Here is a 14,499-nt window from a genome sequence, read left to right on the forward strand (position 1 = left end):
CCTCCTCCTACTCGATTTAATTCTGTAGATAATCAGGTCATGCGTACGCGCAGCGCAGTTTCATGATTTCACTATTTATTTCTTTCACTGTTTGAAAGTGACGTTTTTCTGCTCGGTCTGGTAGCACTAGCTTACCGTTATCAAACTCAAATTTTCCTACGCCGTAAATGTAGATTCGTCCTTTGAAAAGTCGACTTACATGTTTAGCAATCATACTCGGTGTATAGCGCTTAAACAGTCTCATTCTTAATTATCCTTATATTTACCTAGCCTGCATATTATAGAAAAACTCCGAGATAATAATTGTGATAAGCATGGAGTTATATGCAGTAGCGTTGACGTTAATTAGATATTTGTGCTGTTCTAAGCACTTTCTTCAGTAAATATCTATTTTTACGTGAGCTCCTCCCCAAAATAATACTGAGTAGTGAACTGCCGTGAACTTTTCTGTTCAGTATTAAGCAGTGATAATGTTACAAGTATAAGAATAGGCGGGATTTTTTTGTTTGTGTAATCAAATTGTAAATTTCGGACAAAAAAAAGCCCGTCTAAAACGGGCGAATAGTCACAGATGCATTACACAAAAGTGGATACTGATGTTACTCAGTGGATTCACTTGCACTGATTTGCTTAATAGCTAGTCAGTAAATTTACAATAACGCAAATTTAACTTTGTGACTACTTATGCTTTTATTTTGAGTAACTATTTATTAATGGTGTGTTCTTCTTATGACGAGGTTCACACTAAAAATGTACTCAATGAAATATTAAAATGAAGTTTGCGAAGCATGATCTAAACGATCATCGACTGATGTCCGCGACGGTCGGTGCACATAGCGCCATAAGATCATTGAGATCCAGCGCAACGCCAGCCATTCGGTCGCCGGAGCTAATGGTTACGGTCGAGTTGTTTTGAATGGAAGGATCAAAAATGATCGGCATGTGTCTCTTGAGAGCGAGCGGACCAACACAACCCACTTTAAAACCGGTGATCGCTTCAACATCAGCGAGCGACACGCAGGTCATTCGACGGCAATTCAGTACCGAGCGTACTTTCTTGGGGTCGACAGAGCGATCGCCAGCAGTACAGGCTAACGCATACTGGTTGCCCATATCCTTGAGCAGGATGCACTTCACCATTTGAGAGGCGTCGATGCCTCGCTCTTGTGCAGTTTCTTCAATGCTGGTGGTTGGCTTGCTTTGCATCAGCAGGCGATAATTCACCTGCTGTTGATCCAGCCATTGTGTAATCTGCGTTTCCACGTGGTTACTCGTCGTCAAGGCTGTACGGCAGTGGCAGGATATTCCATGTTTGATCAGGCTGCGCGGTCAGTCGCAGCTGAACATCGTCATCAAGGTTGTTTGGCAGTACCATCAAACCAATCGCTCGGTTATCAGCAAATTGATAGACGTTTAATAGTCGGCCTGCGCCACGCCAGTTCTCACCCACACTACGTTCCAGTTCAATAGGGTTTTCTAACGACAGCACGTCCGCAGTTGTGCCCGACACAATGCGCATCTCACGCTTGTTCATGCCACGGTACTTAGCACGAGCAACCGTTTCTTGACCTGTGTAACAGCCTTTTGAAAAGCTGATACCGCCAATCGCTTGCAGGTTAAGCGCTTGAGGGATGTGCTCGTTTTGCTCTGCTTTCGATAGGTTAGGCTGAGCATCAAGAATTTCATGATATTGCCAAAGTGTTTCTGATACTTTCTCCGCAGCGCTGTTTGATACCAAGGCTTCAGCGGCTTCTTCTGTCACAAGTAGAGCCCAGCGGTTATCTGCAACTTGAACCGCTGTACCACCAGAGATAGCACGCACATTACCTTGGCTTTCTGAAATAGAATCAATGTATTGATTAGCTGACGAACCCATCACACCGATAACAACGTCAGACGTTTGCTCGATATCGACCTTAGAGAACACCGCGTACTTCTTGATTTCAACGAGCTCGACTTCAATCGCTGATTTAGGTTGCATGAGTGCGTAGCCACCGTTGTGGTGGAACAAACGAAAGATACTCCATACCTTTCCTTTTGCATCACAGTGCGCGCCTAATGTGGATTCATCATTAGGAAGAGTGACGACATCGCACGTTACTTGACCCTGTAGGTACGACTTTTTGTCATCGCCTATCATGGTAATTGCACTCCAGTCTGATACGTGTGTCATCATCAGTTCTGGAAGCGATTCATTTTGCGTATGAGCGAGTGGCTGAAATATGTTTTTCCAATCCATTTTATCTTTCCTAAGAATTTTATTTGGCTCTATGTTAATCCGGTTCTGTTTCTTTGTCAGCCTAGGTTTTTTTGTGAGCTTAGATAGGGACTGTGACTCACATAGTAGTTGCAAGGCGTATGACTTGTTACACTCCGAGAAAGAAAAATTATAGGTGAGGATAGCCAATGTACACTGCAGAGCAGAAAGCACGAATTAAATGGGGTTGCCGTCGCGGCATGTTAGAACTTGATGTAGTCATCATGCCATTTTTCGAAGAGTGTTTTGATTCATTGCAAGAGCAGGAACAGCGCGAGTTTGTTTCTCTATTAGAGTGTGATGATCCAGATTTGTTTACTTGGGTAATGGGCCACGGACGCAGTGAAAACCTAGGCCATGCATCAATGGTTGATAAAATTGTCGCACACAACCTCAGCAAGGTTCGTTAAGCTTCAGCTTAACCCTTCGTATTCCGCATTATTTGCAAAAGGCACTATTTTGGGGTGCCTTTTGTTTTTCATCGTCCTGTCTTCTATTCCACTTGCCGCCAGCCTTTATTGCTTAGCTTTAATGATCCGCTTGTTCAGAAACAATCATGTGATTCTAAATAGTGTCTATGGGCGTTTTGATTACAGAGAGGATGGTGATATTCGACTCAATGACCGAACTTACCGACTCAAGTCCGTTGATAAGATCTGGGCGCAGTTCTTCGTTAAATTGCAGTTTGAATGTGGGCACTCGGTACTGCTTTGGCGGGACAGCTGTTGCGAGCGAGAATATCGCCATTTTCTGGCGAACTTACAACGAGCGCGCTAGAGAAGCCAAACTATTCGATGAAAGAAAGTATTAGATAAAAGAAAGCGTTAGACAAAAGAAAAGGGAGCACTCGGCTCCCTTTCGTTTAATCATTTTCCGCTGACGGCTAATTCGCTAAGCACGTTTAACCAATTATTATGATTGGCGTTTCTCTGGCGTCAGAATCGTTGGGCCACTGTCTTCTGCAAGTTCAGGGTAATCCAACGTGTAGTGTAGGCCGCGGCTCTCTTTGCGCTGCATTGCACAACGAACCATTAGCTCTGCCACTTGTAGCAAATTACGCAGTTCTAATAAGTTATTCGAAACCTTGAAGTAGCTGTAGTACTCATGAGTTTCTTGTTGCAGCATCTGAATACGGCGTAATGCACGCTCTAGTCGTTTATCCGTTCGAACAATGCCCATGTAATCCCACATGAACAGGCGCAGTTCGTGCCAGTTGTGTTGAATGATAACTTCTTCATCACTGTTGGTGACTTGGCTTTCATCCCATGCTGGCAGTTCTGCACACAGTTGAGATTGGTCGATGTTCTCAACGATATCTTTTGCTGCTGCCCATGCGTAAACCACACACTCAAGCAGTGAGTTAGAAGCCATACGGTTTGCACCGTGTAAGCCGGTGTAGCTCACTTCGCCAATCGCATACAAGTTCGTTAGGTCGGTTTGACCCTGCTTATTAACCATGACACCACCACACGTGTAGTGAGCGGCTGGTACGATAGGGATCGGCTCTTTGGTCATATCGATGCCCAAGTCCATCAAGCGAGTATGGATCATCGGGAAGTGCGCTGTGATGAATTCTTCAGGCTTGTGGCTGATATCAACATACATACAGTCGGCACCCAAGCGCTTCATTTCGAAGTCAATTGCACGAGCAACCACATCACGTGGCGCCAGTTCACCGCGCTCATCGAAGTCCTTCATAAAGCGAGAACCATCTGGACGACGCAAGTAAGCACCTTCACCACGCAGTGCTTCCGTTAGTAGGAAGTTACGCGCTTCTGGGTGGAATAAACAAGTTGGGTGGAACTGGTTGAACTCAAGGTTTGCCACACGACAACCCGCACGCCAAGCGATAGCAATACCATCACCTGAAGAAACATCTGGGTTAGAGGTGTATTGGTAAACCTTTGAAGCGCCGCCTGTTGCTAATACAACAAACTTAGCGCGCACGGTTTCAACATGTTCTTGGTTACGGTTCCAAATGTAGGCACCGATCACCTTGTCTTTTGAACCACCAATCTTATCTTCCGTGATCAAATCCAGCGCATTGTGGCGCTCGAAGATCTCGATATTTGGGTGGTTGTTGACGTTATCTTGTAGTGAGGTTTGCATCGCCATGCCAGTTGCATCGGCAGCGTGCAGAATTCTGCGGTGACTGTGGCCACCCTCACGAGTGAGGTGATATTTTGGTTGGCCTTCTGTGCTGTTCTCATCTTTATCAAATGGAACACCACCATCAATCAGCCATTGCACACACTCTTTCGCATTTTCAGCAATGAATTGAACTGTATCTTCTTCGCATAACCCAGCCCCAGCGATTTGAGTATCCTCTACATGAGACTCAATACTGTCCGACTCATCGAACACCGCGGCGATACCACCTTGTGCGTAATACGTCGATCCTTCGCTGCGTGGTCCTTTGCTTAATACAATTACTTTTGCATGTTCTGCTACGCGTAAGGCTAATGACAAGCCTGCCGCACCACTTCCTACCACTAATACATCACACTGATGTTCACGGTTTGCGTTCATAAAACTTATTAAATCCCGGGCTATAGTCGAGTTGTCCACTCTCAATTGACTTTGTCTTGTTTTAGGAGTTTGGCTAAGACTGTTATAATCTCTCCAGAGTCATCCTTAAACGCTATGCAAAATCAATATATAGACAGCTATCTAGAAATATTTAATTGCTCAATACCATTGCTTTTGCTCAAGTTTCCCCAAATTGATAGGGATAGCTATTTTTATTACATCACATTGTGAAACAATAATGGCAAATAATTTTAAGAAAGTTGGAACTTTCGGTATTTGGCTTAGTCACAATAGTGCTCTTGTAGACGGTGGTGTCAATACTACATTTCGCATAATTAGTACCCATATCTGTGAAGGTGAGGGTTATAACAATAGGAGTACCCGCTCGAATGAACGAGCAGCTAACCGATCAAGTGTTGATTGAGCGAGTTCAGAGTGGAGATAAGCAGGCATTTAACTTACTAGTGGTTAAGTATCAAAACAAAGTTTGTAATCTTATCTCTCGATACGTGAATAATTCCGGTGATGTACCTGATGTAGCACAAGAAGCTTTTATTAAAGCTTACCGCGCGATACCTAACTTTCGTGGCGAGAGTGCCTTCTATACATGGTTATACCGAATTGCCGTGAACACCGCTAAAAATCATATCGTTGCCCAAAGCCGTAGGCCGCCAGCAACCGATGTAGATGCAGAAGATGCAGAATATTACGAAACAGGCAGCGCGTTAAAAGAAATATCGAACCCTGAGAACTTAACGCTGTCTAAAGAATTGAAACAAGTTGTTTTTGGAGCGATTGAAGCGCTACCAGAAGACTTAAAAACTGCAATGACGTTGCGAGAGCTCGAAGGTTTGAGCTACGAAGAGATTGCAGAAGTAATGGATTGCCCTGTAGGAACCGTACGTTCGCGTATTTTCCGAGCTCGTGAAGCGGTGGAAAAGAAAATCAAACCTCTTTTGCAACGCTAGAACTTGTAATAATTATGGTGAAAATAATGGCTGATAAAGAAAAGCTTTCGGCACTCATGGATGGTGAAACGATCGATAAAGCTCTCATTGTAGATCTAGGATCTGATCAAGAAAGCATGGATACTTGGCAGAGTTACCATTTAATTGGTGATGTTATGCGTGGGGATTCGCCAGAAACTCCAGAGTGGAACATTGCTAATAGTGTAGCGGCAGCGCTTGAGAACGAGCCTGCACATGGTTCAATGTCGAACCTGCACCAAGTGAATGTTGAACCTACTGTTGCTCCAATTGAAGAGCAACCTAAACCTCAGCAAGCGAAGCGTCAGCTTCCGGCGTGGTTACAACAGTTTGGACAAGTTGCCGTGGCAGCGTGTGTTTCATTAGCCGTTGTATTAGGTGTTCAACAATATGGTGGTAGCGACCCTGCAGCACCAGAGCAGTTGCCTGTACTCCAGACGATTCCATTTGCCGGTTCTGCGGAACCAGTAAGTTTAACGCGTGACTCTGTTGAGAAACCAGCATCTGAAGCTAACTTGCAAGAGCAGCGCAAACGCGTTCATGCATTGTTAGAAGATTATGAGCTGCAGCTAAGATTAAACAGTGATGCATCGCCAATGCAAGATGCACATCTAGAATCGGACATTGAATGAAGAAAATCCTGGTCAGTGCACTGACACTGTTCAGCTTGATGTCTCCAACAGCCTTTGCAGAGGAAACCACTGCAAAGGCCTTGTTGCATCAAATGAACGAGGCCAGTCAGCATCTAAATTACGAACTCTCCTACATTTTGATAAAGAAGAGCAGTATTGAGCCTCTTGTTTATCGCCATGCGGTTAACGACGACCAACAACTTGCACACCTTGTTTATCTAAGCGGCCCTGTTCGTGAAGTCATTCGACGTGGCAACGAAGTTAGCTACATCGAGCCGGGTACAGAGCCATTTACGATTCAGTCAGGCAGCATGGTTGCGCCTGTTATTCCGATGATTAATCGAGATATCGAATCTCTGAATCAGTACTACGACTTTGTGAAAGTTGGTCGCTCTCGTGAAGCAGGTAGCACCACTCAAGTGCTGCGTGTCGTGCCGAAAGATGGCCTTCGCTACTCTTACGTGGTTTGGGTAGACGAAAAAACGAATCTTCCTTTGCGTGCCGACCTTTTGGATCGTGATGGTGAAGTGCTTGAACAGTACCGCACTATCTCTTACGTGGTGAACGATAAGATTGCTGAGGCTATGGGTGGCTTGAGCCAAGCTCAATTGCCGAAAGTTTTATCACTGCCGGAAGGCTTAGTGAGTGAAACTAACTGGCAAGCGTCGTGGATTCCTGAAGGGTTTAAATCAAAAGAGCTTAGCCGCTATCAAATGGCTGCGACCGATAAAATGGTTGAAAGTCAGCTTTTCAGTGATGGACTGTTTAACTTTTCGGTTTATATCGCGGAAAAAGATGAGCATTCATTGAAAGGGCAGCTGGTGCGTCAAGGGCGTAGAACCTTGCACAGCTTAGTGATTGGCGATAAAGAGATCTCTGTGGTTGGTGACATTCCGCCGGCAACTGCAAAACGTATTGCTCAGTCAGTTACATTTAATAAATCGGTACAAGCGCAATGATGACCGCGCTGGCGACCGTTAGCTCGGTTGAACAAAAAGGTAAGCAATACTTTGTTCAATTGAGCTGCGAACAACAAACCAGTTGTAGCAGCTGTTCTTCTCAAAAAAACTGCGGTACGGGTATTGTGACCAAGGCTGTTGGCAATAAATCTTTGTTTTGGCAGCTTAAAACCAAAAGCTTAGTCAAAGCTGGACAAATCGTAGAAATTGGCTTTCCAGAAAAAAGCCTACTTCAGTCGGCGGCGATTGTTTATCTCATCCCACTTTTCATGTTGATGATTGGTGCTGGTTTTGGGCAACTCTTGTTACAACCCTTACTCCAGGGCGGCGAGGGCATTGTTATCTTAAGTGCAGCACTGTTTACTGCTGGTGGGATTGCCTTAGCGAAGCGGTTAGCCAAACCCATGGAAGACAAATCCAAGCAAGAAGTCGTCTTGATTCGAATCCTAGGTGAGTCTCTCGTCTAATTTATGATGCTTCTTGCCCTTAAATTGGGTAGAATCTGCCAACTTGATTGAAATGCCGCCACCAATGCTGACTGTAGATTGGACGCGTCGCGGCTTTCTTATTATCCCTATTCAAAGAGTTTAGTCACACCAAGCCTATGAAGCACATTCGTAATTTTTCGATTATCGCCCACATCGACCACGGTAAGTCGACCCTTTCTGACCGCTTAATCCAAGTTTGTGGAGGATTAAGTGAACGTGAGATGGCAGCTCAGGTCCTCGATTCTATGGATATAGAACGCGAGCGTGGTATTACAATTAAAGCGCAGAGTGTGACTTTAGATTACAAAGCTAAAGATGGTGAAACTTACCAACTTAACTTTATCGACACTCCTGGACACGTAGACTTCTCTTACGAAGTATCTCGTTCTCTAGCGGCTTGTGAAGGCGCACTACTTGTAGTGGATGCTGGCCAAGGTGTTGAAGCACAAACTCTAGCAAACTGTTACACAGCAATCGAAATGGAACTGGAAGTAGTGCCAATCTTGAACAAGATTGACCTACCAGCTGCTGAACCAGAACGTGTTGCTGAAGAAATCGAAGAGATCGTTGGCATCGATGCGATGGAAGCGACTCGCTGTTCTGCGAAAACAGGTTTGGGTGTTGATGATGTTCTAGAAAACATCGTGACGGCAATCCCGCCACCGGAAGGTGATCCTGAAGCGCCTCTACAAGCGTTGATCATTGACTCTTGGTTCGATAACTACCTTGGCGTAGTTTCTTTGGTTCGTATCAAAAACGGTAAGCTGAAGAAGAACGATAAGATCAAAGTAATGTCGACAGACCAAGTATGGGGTGTTGACCGTCTAGGTATCTTCACGCCTAAGCAAATCGATACTACAGAGCTAAATACTGGCGAAGTAGGTTGGGTTGTTTGTGGTATTAAAGACATCCTAGGTGCACCAGTTGGTGATACGTTGACGCTTGCAAAAGGCGGCAGCACTGAACGTCTACCTGGTTTCCAAAAAGTGAAGCCTCAGGTATACGCTGGTCTATTCCCTGTATCATCTGATGACTACGAAAACTTCCGTGACGCGTTAGGCAAATTAAGCCTGAACGATGCATCACTGTTCTTTGAACCAGAAAGTTCAGCAGCACTTGGTTTTGGTTTCCGTTGTGGCTTCTTAGGAATGCTTCACATGGAGATCATCCAAGAGCGTCTAGAGCGTGAATACGACCTAGACCTAATCACAACTGCTCCAACAGTAGTGTATGAAGTTGTAAAAACAGATAAAACGGTTCTTTACGTTGATAGCCCGGCTAAACTGCCAGCGGTTAATGACCTAGAAGAAATTCGTGAGCCAATTGCACGCTGTAATATTCTGGTACCTTCGGATTACCTAGGTAACGTAATCACACTGTGTGTTGAGAAGCGTGGCGTACAAGTAGACATGGTCTACCACGGTAACCAAGTTGCTGTGACGTACGATCTTCCTATGGCAGAAGTAGTTCTAGACTTCTTCGACCGTCTGAAGTCAACGTCTCGCGGCTATGCATCATTGGATTACAACTTCCAACGTTACGAGCCATCAAACATGGTACGTGTAGACGTACTGCTGAATGGCGAAACAGTTGATGCACTAGCTATCATTACGCACAAAGATATTGCTCAGTCTCGTGGTCGTCTACTGGTAGAGAAGATGAAAGAATTCATCCCTCGTCAGATGTTCGATATCGCGATTCAAGCAGCGATTGGTAACCACATCATTGCTCGTTCTACAGTGAAACAACTGCGTAAGAACGTAATCGCAAAATGTTACGGTGGTGATATCAGTCGTAAGAAGAAACTTCTTAAGAAACAAAAAGAAGGTAAGAAGCGTATGAAGCAGATCGGTAACGTTGAACTGCCTCAAGAAGCTTTCCTTGCAATCCTTCATGTTGGCAAAGATTAACTTTATCCAGCATTAAACGAATAATTGAAAGTGAAAGAGTAGCTCGCTACTCTTTCACTTTCGTTATTTTTAAAGAAATGAAATTTAAGGGATATCAATGGCTAATACATTTTCGCTTATCTTAGTGATCGTAACTCTAGTGACCGGCATTGTATGGGCGTTGGAAAAGTTTGTGTGGGCGAAGAAGCGCCAGCAAAAGCTTGCTGACGTTGAAGCACAATCGAATGGCCTAGACGCTGAAACTAGCGCAAAAGTTACGGCTCAACCTTGGTGGGTTGAGAACAGTGTGTCCATTTTCCCGGTAATTGCATTTGTTTTGATCTTGCGTTCATTCATCTATGAACCGTTTCAAATCCCTTCTGGCTCGATGATGCCAACCCTTTTGGTTGGTGATTTCATCTTGGTAGAGAAGTACGCGTACGGTCTAAAAGACCCAGTATGGCGCACTCAATTGGTAGAAACAGGCAAGCCAGAACGCGGTGACTCAATCGTATTTAAGTACCCACCTCAGCCAAACATCGACTACATTAAGCGTGTTGTTGGTATGCCAGGTGACACGATTCGCTACAGCAGTCGTAAAGAGATCTGCATTCAGGCGAAGGGTACAAGTAGCTGTGAACCAGTGAAACTAAGTAATGTTGAAGAGAGCCAATTTATTCAAGATGGTGTGCCTCTGATTCAGCTGAACGAACAGCTTGGAGACGTAGAACACCAGATTTTAGTTAACCCATTGCGCCGCGATCGTGTGCAAGCATATCAGCCTCGCAATGGTGTTAACGAATGGGTCGTTCCAGAAGGCCAGTACTTTGTGATGGGTGATAACCGTGACAACAGTGCCGATAGCCGTTACTGGGGCTTTGTCCCTGAAGCAAACCTTGTTGGTAAGGCCGTTGCTATTTGGATCAGCTTCGAATTCGAACGCGGTTCAGACAGTGTACTTCCAACATGGATTCCTACTGGTGTGCGTTTTAATCGCATCGGTGGGATTCATTAATCGATCACATAACACATCGAGAGAGCATGAATTCTCCAATTGATAAACTAGAGAGAAAGATTGGCTATCAGTTTAATGATGCCGATCTTATCCACTTGGCGCTGACTCACCGCAGCGCCGCAGGTAAACATAACGAACGTCTTGAGTTTCTGGGCGATTCAATTTTAAGTTTTGTTATCGCTGATGATCTTTACCACCGTTTTCCTAAGGTAAACGAAGGTGATATGAGCCGCATGCGCGCAACATTAGTACGTGGTCATACATTGGCAGAACTAGGTCGTGAATTCGAACTAGGAGATTACTTAAAATTAGGTCCAGGTGAGTTGAAGAGTGGCGGTTTCCGTCGTGATTCTATTCTAGCGGATGCGGTTGAAGCGATCATCGGCGCTGTCTATTTAGATAGTGATACCGAGACGGTTCGCGGCATTATTTTAAGCTGGTACCAATCTCGCCTAGATGCTATTCAGCCTGGAGTATCTCAAAAAGATCCGAAAACTCGCCTACAAGAGTTTTTGCAAGGTCGAAGAAATCCTCTACCTGTCTACACAGTGACTAATATTAAAGGTGAAGCACACAACCAAGAGTTTACGGTTGAGTGTGAAGTGGCAGGTGTGGATAAACCTGTTATCGGTAAAGGCACTAGCCGCCGCAAGGCAGAACAAGCGGCTGCTGAAACAGCATTAGAGCAACTAAGCAATGTCTGATAACAACCAAGATTTCGATATCGATGCATTCTTTTCATCTGATAGCAAAAAAACAGGCCTACCGGAAAACCAACACTGTGGCTTCATCGCTATTGTCGGTCGCCCAAATGTAGGTAAGTCGACGCTTCTGAACCATATTCTGGGTCAGAAGATTTCTATTACATCACGTAAACCACAGACGACACGTCACCGTATTATGGGCGTTGAAACTGAGGGTGATTACCAAGCGATCTTTGTTGATACTCCTGGACTTCATATTGAAGAAAAGCGTGCCATCAACCGCTTGATGAACCGTGCGGCGAACAGCTCATTGAGTGATGTAAACCTAGTATTCTTCCTTGTCGATGGTACTCACTGGACTGACGACGATGAGATGGTTCTGAACAAACTGAAGAAGACTGACTTCCCAGTTGTACTTTGCATCAACAAAGTAGATAACGTTCAAGACCGTACTAACGTCATGCAGCACATGATGGAAGTCTCTAAGAAGATGGACTTCATTGATGTAGTGCCAATCTCAGCGAAGCAAGGTAAAAATATTGATGTACTGCGTAAGCACGTACGTGAACATTTACCTAAAGCGACACACCACTTCCCTGAAGAATACGTGACTGATCGCTCGCAACGTTTTATGGCCTCTGAAATTATCCGTGAAAAGCTAATGCGCTTTACGGGTGACGAGCTACCTTACTCGGTAACGGTTGAAATCGAACGTTTCGATTACAACCCAGATAACGATGGCTTCCACATCAATGCACTGATTCTTGTTGAGCGTACAGGCCAGAAGAAAATGGTGATTGGTAAAGCGGGCGAGAAGATCAAAACGATTGGTCGTGAAGCGCGTATCGATATGGAAGAGCTATTCGGCCGTAAGGTTTACCTAGAGACTTGGGTCAAGGTTAAATCTGGCTGGGCTGATGATGAGCGTGCACTTCGCTCGTTAGGCTACATCGACGATCTATAATATATTGAACGTCACTTTCTGAGATTAAGAAAGTGGAACTGAAGATAAATCCAAGAGAGAGTGCGAACTCTCTCTTTTTGTATCTGTAATAAGGGTAAGTGATTGAGCGAAGGGTTACAGCGATGCTTTGTGTTGCACCGTCGACCATACAGTGAGTCGAGCCTGATCTTGGACGTCTTCAGCGAAGAGTTCGGTCGGGTGACGTTGATGTCTAAAGGCGCTCGCAGCAAGCGTTCCAATTTGAAAGGTGCATTACAACCTTTTACGCCGCTATTGCTTAAGTGGTCTGGTAATGGTTCGATGAAAACCTTACGCCAAGCTGAACCCATCAGCTTGGGGCTCCCTCTCGCCGGTATTAATCTGTATTCAGGCATGTACGTGAACGAGCTTATCGGTCGGGTATTGATGGCGGAAGTACCGATGCCTGCACTTTTTCACGACTATCTTCATGCTTTAACAGAGCTGGCGCATAATGATAATCCTGAGCCAGCACTGCGTCGCTTTGAGCTGGCTCTATTATCTGCTATGGGTTACGGCGTCGACTTTTTACACTGCGCGGGCACTGGCGAAGCGATTGATCCGAGCATGACTTATCGCTATCGAGAGCAGAAAGGTTTCATCGCTTCAGTACGTCGAGATAACCTGACTTTTATGGGCGATGAACTTATTGCAATCAGCGAACGTAGGTTTATCACTAAAGAGCAGTTAAAAGCGGCAAAACGCTTTACACGCATAGCCTTAAAGCCGTATCTTGGCGGCAAACCATTAAAAAGTAGAGAGCTATTTATGCCAACAATAGCCCTCTCCAGAGCACGGAGTATTGGAAAATGAGCTCAATCCTTTTAGGCGTTAATATCGACCATATTGCAACACTACGTAATGCACGTGGTACTAAATACCCAGATCCAGTACACGCAGCTGAAATCGCTGAACGTGCTGGTGCAGATGGCATTACTATTCACCTGCGTGAAGACCGTCGTCACATCGTTGATCGCGATGTGCGTATTCTGGCTGAAACACTTCAAACTCGCATGAACTTGGAGATGGCCGTAACGGACGAGATGGTTCAAATTGCACTCGATACTAATCCTGAGTTTGTTTGTCTGGTTCCTGAAAAACGTGAAGAGCTAACCACTGAAGGTGGCTTGGACGTAGTTGGTCAACTAGAGAAGATCAAAGCGGCGACACAAAAACTGTCTGCAGCAGGTATCAAGGTATCTCTGTTTATCGATGCTGACCGTGAGCAAATCGATGCTGCAAAAGCGTGTGGCGCACCGTTCATTGAACTGCACACGGGTCACTATGCTGATGCTAAGACAGAAGAAGATCAACAAGACGAGCTTAAGAAGATCGCAGCAGGCGCAAGCTATGCAGATGACTTAGGTATCACAGTCAATGCGGGTCATGGTCTGACTTACCACAACGTAGCACCGATTGCGGCACTTCCAGAGATCTACGAGCTGAACATCGGCCACTCAATCATGGGACGTGCAGTGTTTGATGGTTTGAACAAAGCCGTTTCAGACATGAAAGCCGTGATGGAAACAGCGCGCAACAACGCTTAGTTTTCTAAACAGTAAGCGTTAAGTCTTAAGCGACTAATTAGTAGAATTAATAGATAGAAGTTTGGTAATAGGGTAAACATGGCTGTTGTTGGATTAGGTACAGATATCGCAGAAATTGAACGTGTTGAAAAGGCATTGTCACGAAGTGGTGACGCTTTTGCTCAGCGTATTTTGACCGATTCTGAATTTGAAGTATTCCAGCAACTGAAGCAAAAAGGGCGTTACCTTGCAAAACGTTTTGCTGCCAAAGAAGCGGCATCTAAGGCGTTAGGCACGGGGATCGCGCTGGGTGTGACCTTCCACGACTTTGAGATTTCAAACGATGAGCATGGTAAGCCAGTTCTGAGCCTGCATAAAAAAGCGCGTGAAATCGCAGAGGCGAATGGCACAACATCGATTCATCTGACTATCTCGGATGAGCGTCACTACGCTGTGGCAACGGTGTTACTCGAATCGTAAACAGATTATCGCGACTTTATATCTAGTGCTCTTGGCTCTAGACAGAAAAAAG

Annotated in this window: 17 protein-coding genes; 13 read left to right on the forward strand and 4 right to left on the reverse strand. The window is 45.0% G+C overall.

The window, feature by feature from the left end; translation table 11 throughout:
- Positions 1–37 precede the first annotated feature (37 nt).
- The 3 genes from AB4507_RS09540 to ygfZ all read right to left on the reverse strand — a co-directional run bounded on the left by AB4507_RS09540 (position 38) and on the right by ygfZ (position 2,239).
- On the reverse strand, positions 38–244 hold the full coding sequence (locus tag AB4507_RS09540; protein ID WP_009847660.1) for a DUF1107 domain-containing protein: 207 nt from the start codon (positions 242–244) through the stop codon (positions 38–40).
- Positions 245–801: 557 nt separating this feature from the next.
- Complete coding sequence (locus AB4507_RS09545; protein WP_029235114.1) at positions 802–1,263, reverse strand: aminoacyl-tRNA deacylase; 462 nt, start codon at positions 1,261–1,263, stop codon at positions 802–804.
- A 4-nt stretch (positions 1,264–1,267) separates the two neighbouring features.
- On the reverse strand, positions 1,268–2,239 hold the full coding sequence (gene ygfZ / locus AB4507_RS09550) for a tRNA-modifying protein YgfZ (RefSeq protein ID WP_102398276.1): 972 nt from the start codon (positions 2,237–2,239) through the stop codon (positions 1,268–1,270).
- A 167-nt stretch (positions 2,240–2,406) separates the two neighbouring features.
- On the opposite strand from ygfZ, the gene AB4507_RS09555 reads away from it, so the two are divergent.
- Both AB4507_RS09555 and AB4507_RS09560 read left to right on the forward strand, forming a co-directional pair.
- Entirely contained in the window at positions 2,407–2,667 is a 261-nt protein-coding gene (locus AB4507_RS09555) for a succinate dehydrogenase assembly factor 2 (RefSeq protein WP_004735374.1), read from the forward strand.
- Positions 2,615–3,034 carry a protein YgfX gene (locus tag AB4507_RS09560; RefSeq protein ID WP_372083303.1) on the forward strand — a complete coding sequence of 140 codons (420 nt, stop codon included), beginning with the start codon at positions 2,615–2,617 and terminating at the stop codon, positions 3,032–3,034. Before AB4507_RS09555 ends, AB4507_RS09560 begins: the two co-directional genes overlap by 53 nt.
- Positions 3,035–3,169: 135 nt before the next feature.
- Here AB4507_RS09560 and nadB read toward each other — a convergent pair whose 3' ends face one another.
- Entirely contained in the window at positions 3,170–4,786 is a 1,617-nt protein-coding gene (nadB, locus tag AB4507_RS09565) for an L-aspartate oxidase (RefSeq protein WP_017059049.1), read from the reverse strand.
- Positions 4,787–5,175: 389 nt separating this feature from the next.
- Here nadB and rpoE point away from each other — a divergent pair, with 389 nt between their 5' ends.
- The 11 genes from rpoE to acpS all read left to right on the forward strand — a co-directional run bounded on the left by rpoE (position 5,176) and on the right by acpS (position 14,447).
- Positions 5,176–5,754, forward strand: a complete 579-nt coding sequence (rpoE, locus tag AB4507_RS09570; RefSeq protein WP_008223963.1) for an RNA polymerase sigma factor RpoE — start codon at positions 5,176–5,178, stop codon at positions 5,752–5,754.
- Positions 5,755–5,780: 26 nt separating this feature from the next.
- Positions 5,781–6,404 carry an RseA family anti-sigma factor gene (locus AB4507_RS09575; RefSeq protein WP_372149172.1) on the forward strand — a complete coding sequence of 208 codons (624 nt, stop codon included), beginning with the start codon at positions 5,781–5,783 and terminating at the stop codon, positions 6,402–6,404.
- Positions 6,401–7,363: a sigma-E factor regulatory protein RseB gene (rseB, locus tag AB4507_RS09580; protein WP_017059047.1), complete on the forward strand. Its 963-nt coding sequence runs from the start codon at positions 6,401–6,403 to the stop codon at positions 7,361–7,363. The genes AB4507_RS09575 and rseB overlap by 4 nt, the downstream gene beginning before the upstream one ends.
- Entirely contained in the window at positions 7,360–7,830 is a 471-nt protein-coding gene (locus AB4507_RS09585) for a SoxR reducing system RseC family protein (RefSeq protein ID WP_017059046.1), read from the forward strand. The genes rseB and AB4507_RS09585 overlap by 4 nt, the downstream gene beginning before the upstream one ends.
- A 137-nt stretch (positions 7,831–7,967) precedes the next feature.
- The gene (gene lepA, locus AB4507_RS09590; protein ID WP_017059045.1) at positions 7,968–9,761 is read left to right on the forward strand and encodes a translation elongation factor 4; all 1,794 of its coding nucleotides are present in this window, start codon (positions 7,968–7,970) and stop codon (positions 9,759–9,761) included.
- A gap of 97 nt (positions 9,762–9,858) precedes the next feature.
- Entirely contained in the window at positions 9,859–10,755 is an 897-nt protein-coding gene (lepB, locus tag AB4507_RS09595; protein ID WP_017066013.1) for a signal peptidase I, read from the forward strand.
- Between the two features lie 26 nt (positions 10,756–10,781).
- Entirely contained in the window at positions 10,782–11,459 is a 678-nt protein-coding gene (gene rnc, locus AB4507_RS09600) for a ribonuclease III (protein ID WP_017059043.1), read from the forward strand.
- Positions 11,452–12,423, forward strand: a complete 972-nt coding sequence (gene era / locus AB4507_RS09605) for a GTPase Era (protein ID WP_017059042.1) — start codon at positions 11,452–11,454, stop codon at positions 12,421–12,423. The genes rnc and era overlap by 8 nt, the downstream gene beginning before the upstream one ends.
- A 102-nt stretch (positions 12,424–12,525) precedes the next feature.
- Positions 12,526–13,254: a DNA repair protein RecO gene (recO, locus tag AB4507_RS09610; protein WP_019826299.1), complete on the forward strand. Its 729-nt coding sequence runs from the start codon at positions 12,526–12,528 to the stop codon at positions 13,252–13,254.
- Complete coding sequence (gene pdxJ / locus AB4507_RS09615) at positions 13,251–13,988, forward strand: pyridoxine 5'-phosphate synthase (RefSeq protein WP_136981613.1); 738 nt, start codon at positions 13,251–13,253, stop codon at positions 13,986–13,988. The genes recO and pdxJ overlap by 4 nt, the downstream gene beginning before the upstream one ends.
- Before the next feature lie 78 nt (positions 13,989–14,066).
- Entirely contained in the window at positions 14,067–14,447 is a 381-nt protein-coding gene (gene acpS / locus AB4507_RS09620) for a holo-ACP synthase (RefSeq protein ID WP_017059039.1), read from the forward strand.
- Positions 14,448–14,499: the final 52 nt, after the last annotated feature.

It is taken from the genome of Vibrio sp. 10N.222.54.A3, assembly GCF_041474095.1.
Lineage (GTDB): Bacteria > Pseudomonadota > Gammaproteobacteria > Enterobacterales > Vibrionaceae > Vibrio > Vibrio crassostreae_C.

Coding starts and splice junctions, on each gene's coding strand:
- AB4507_RS09540 (WP_009847660.1), bottom strand. CDS start 244: ATGAGACTGTTTAAGCGCTATACACCGAGTATGATTGCTAAACATGTA.
- ygfZ (WP_102398276.1), bottom strand. CDS start 2,239: ATGGATTGGAAAAACATATTTCAGCCACTCGCTCATACGCAAAATGAA.
- AB4507_RS09555 (WP_004735374.1), top strand. CDS start 2,407: ATGTACACTGCAGAGCAGAAAGCACGAATTAAATGGGGTTGCCGTCGC.
- AB4507_RS09560 (WP_372083303.1), top strand. CDS start 2,615: ATGCATCAATGGTTGATAAAATTGTCGCACACAACCTCAGCAAGGTTC.
- nadB (WP_017059049.1), bottom strand. CDS start 4,786: ATGAACGCAAACCGTGAACATCAGTGTGATGTATTAGTGGTAGGAAGT.
- rpoE (WP_008223963.1), top strand. CDS start 5,176: ATGAACGAGCAGCTAACCGATCAAGTGTTGATTGAGCGAGTTCAGAGT.
- AB4507_RS09575 (WP_372149172.1), top strand. CDS start 5,781: ATGGCTGATAAAGAAAAGCTTTCGGCACTCATGGATGGTGAAACGATC.
- rseB (WP_017059047.1), top strand. CDS start 6,401: ATGAAGAAAATCCTGGTCAGTGCACTGACACTGTTCAGCTTGATGTCT.
- AB4507_RS09585 (WP_017059046.1), top strand. CDS start 7,360: ATGATGACCGCGCTGGCGACCGTTAGCTCGGTTGAACAAAAAGGTAAG.
- lepA (WP_017059045.1), top strand. CDS start 7,968: ATGAAGCACATTCGTAATTTTTCGATTATCGCCCACATCGACCACGGT.
- lepB (WP_017066013.1), top strand. CDS start 9,859: ATGGCTAATACATTTTCGCTTATCTTAGTGATCGTAACTCTAGTGACC.
- rnc (WP_017059043.1), top strand. CDS start 10,782: ATGAATTCTCCAATTGATAAACTAGAGAGAAAGATTGGCTATCAGTTT.
- era (WP_017059042.1), top strand. CDS start 11,452: ATGTCTGATAACAACCAAGATTTCGATATCGATGCATTCTTTTCATCT.
- pdxJ (WP_136981613.1), top strand. CDS start 13,251: ATGAGCTCAATCCTTTTAGGCGTTAATATCGACCATATTGCAACACTA.
- acpS (WP_017059039.1), top strand. CDS start 14,067: ATGGCTGTTGTTGGATTAGGTACAGATATCGCAGAAATTGAACGTGTT.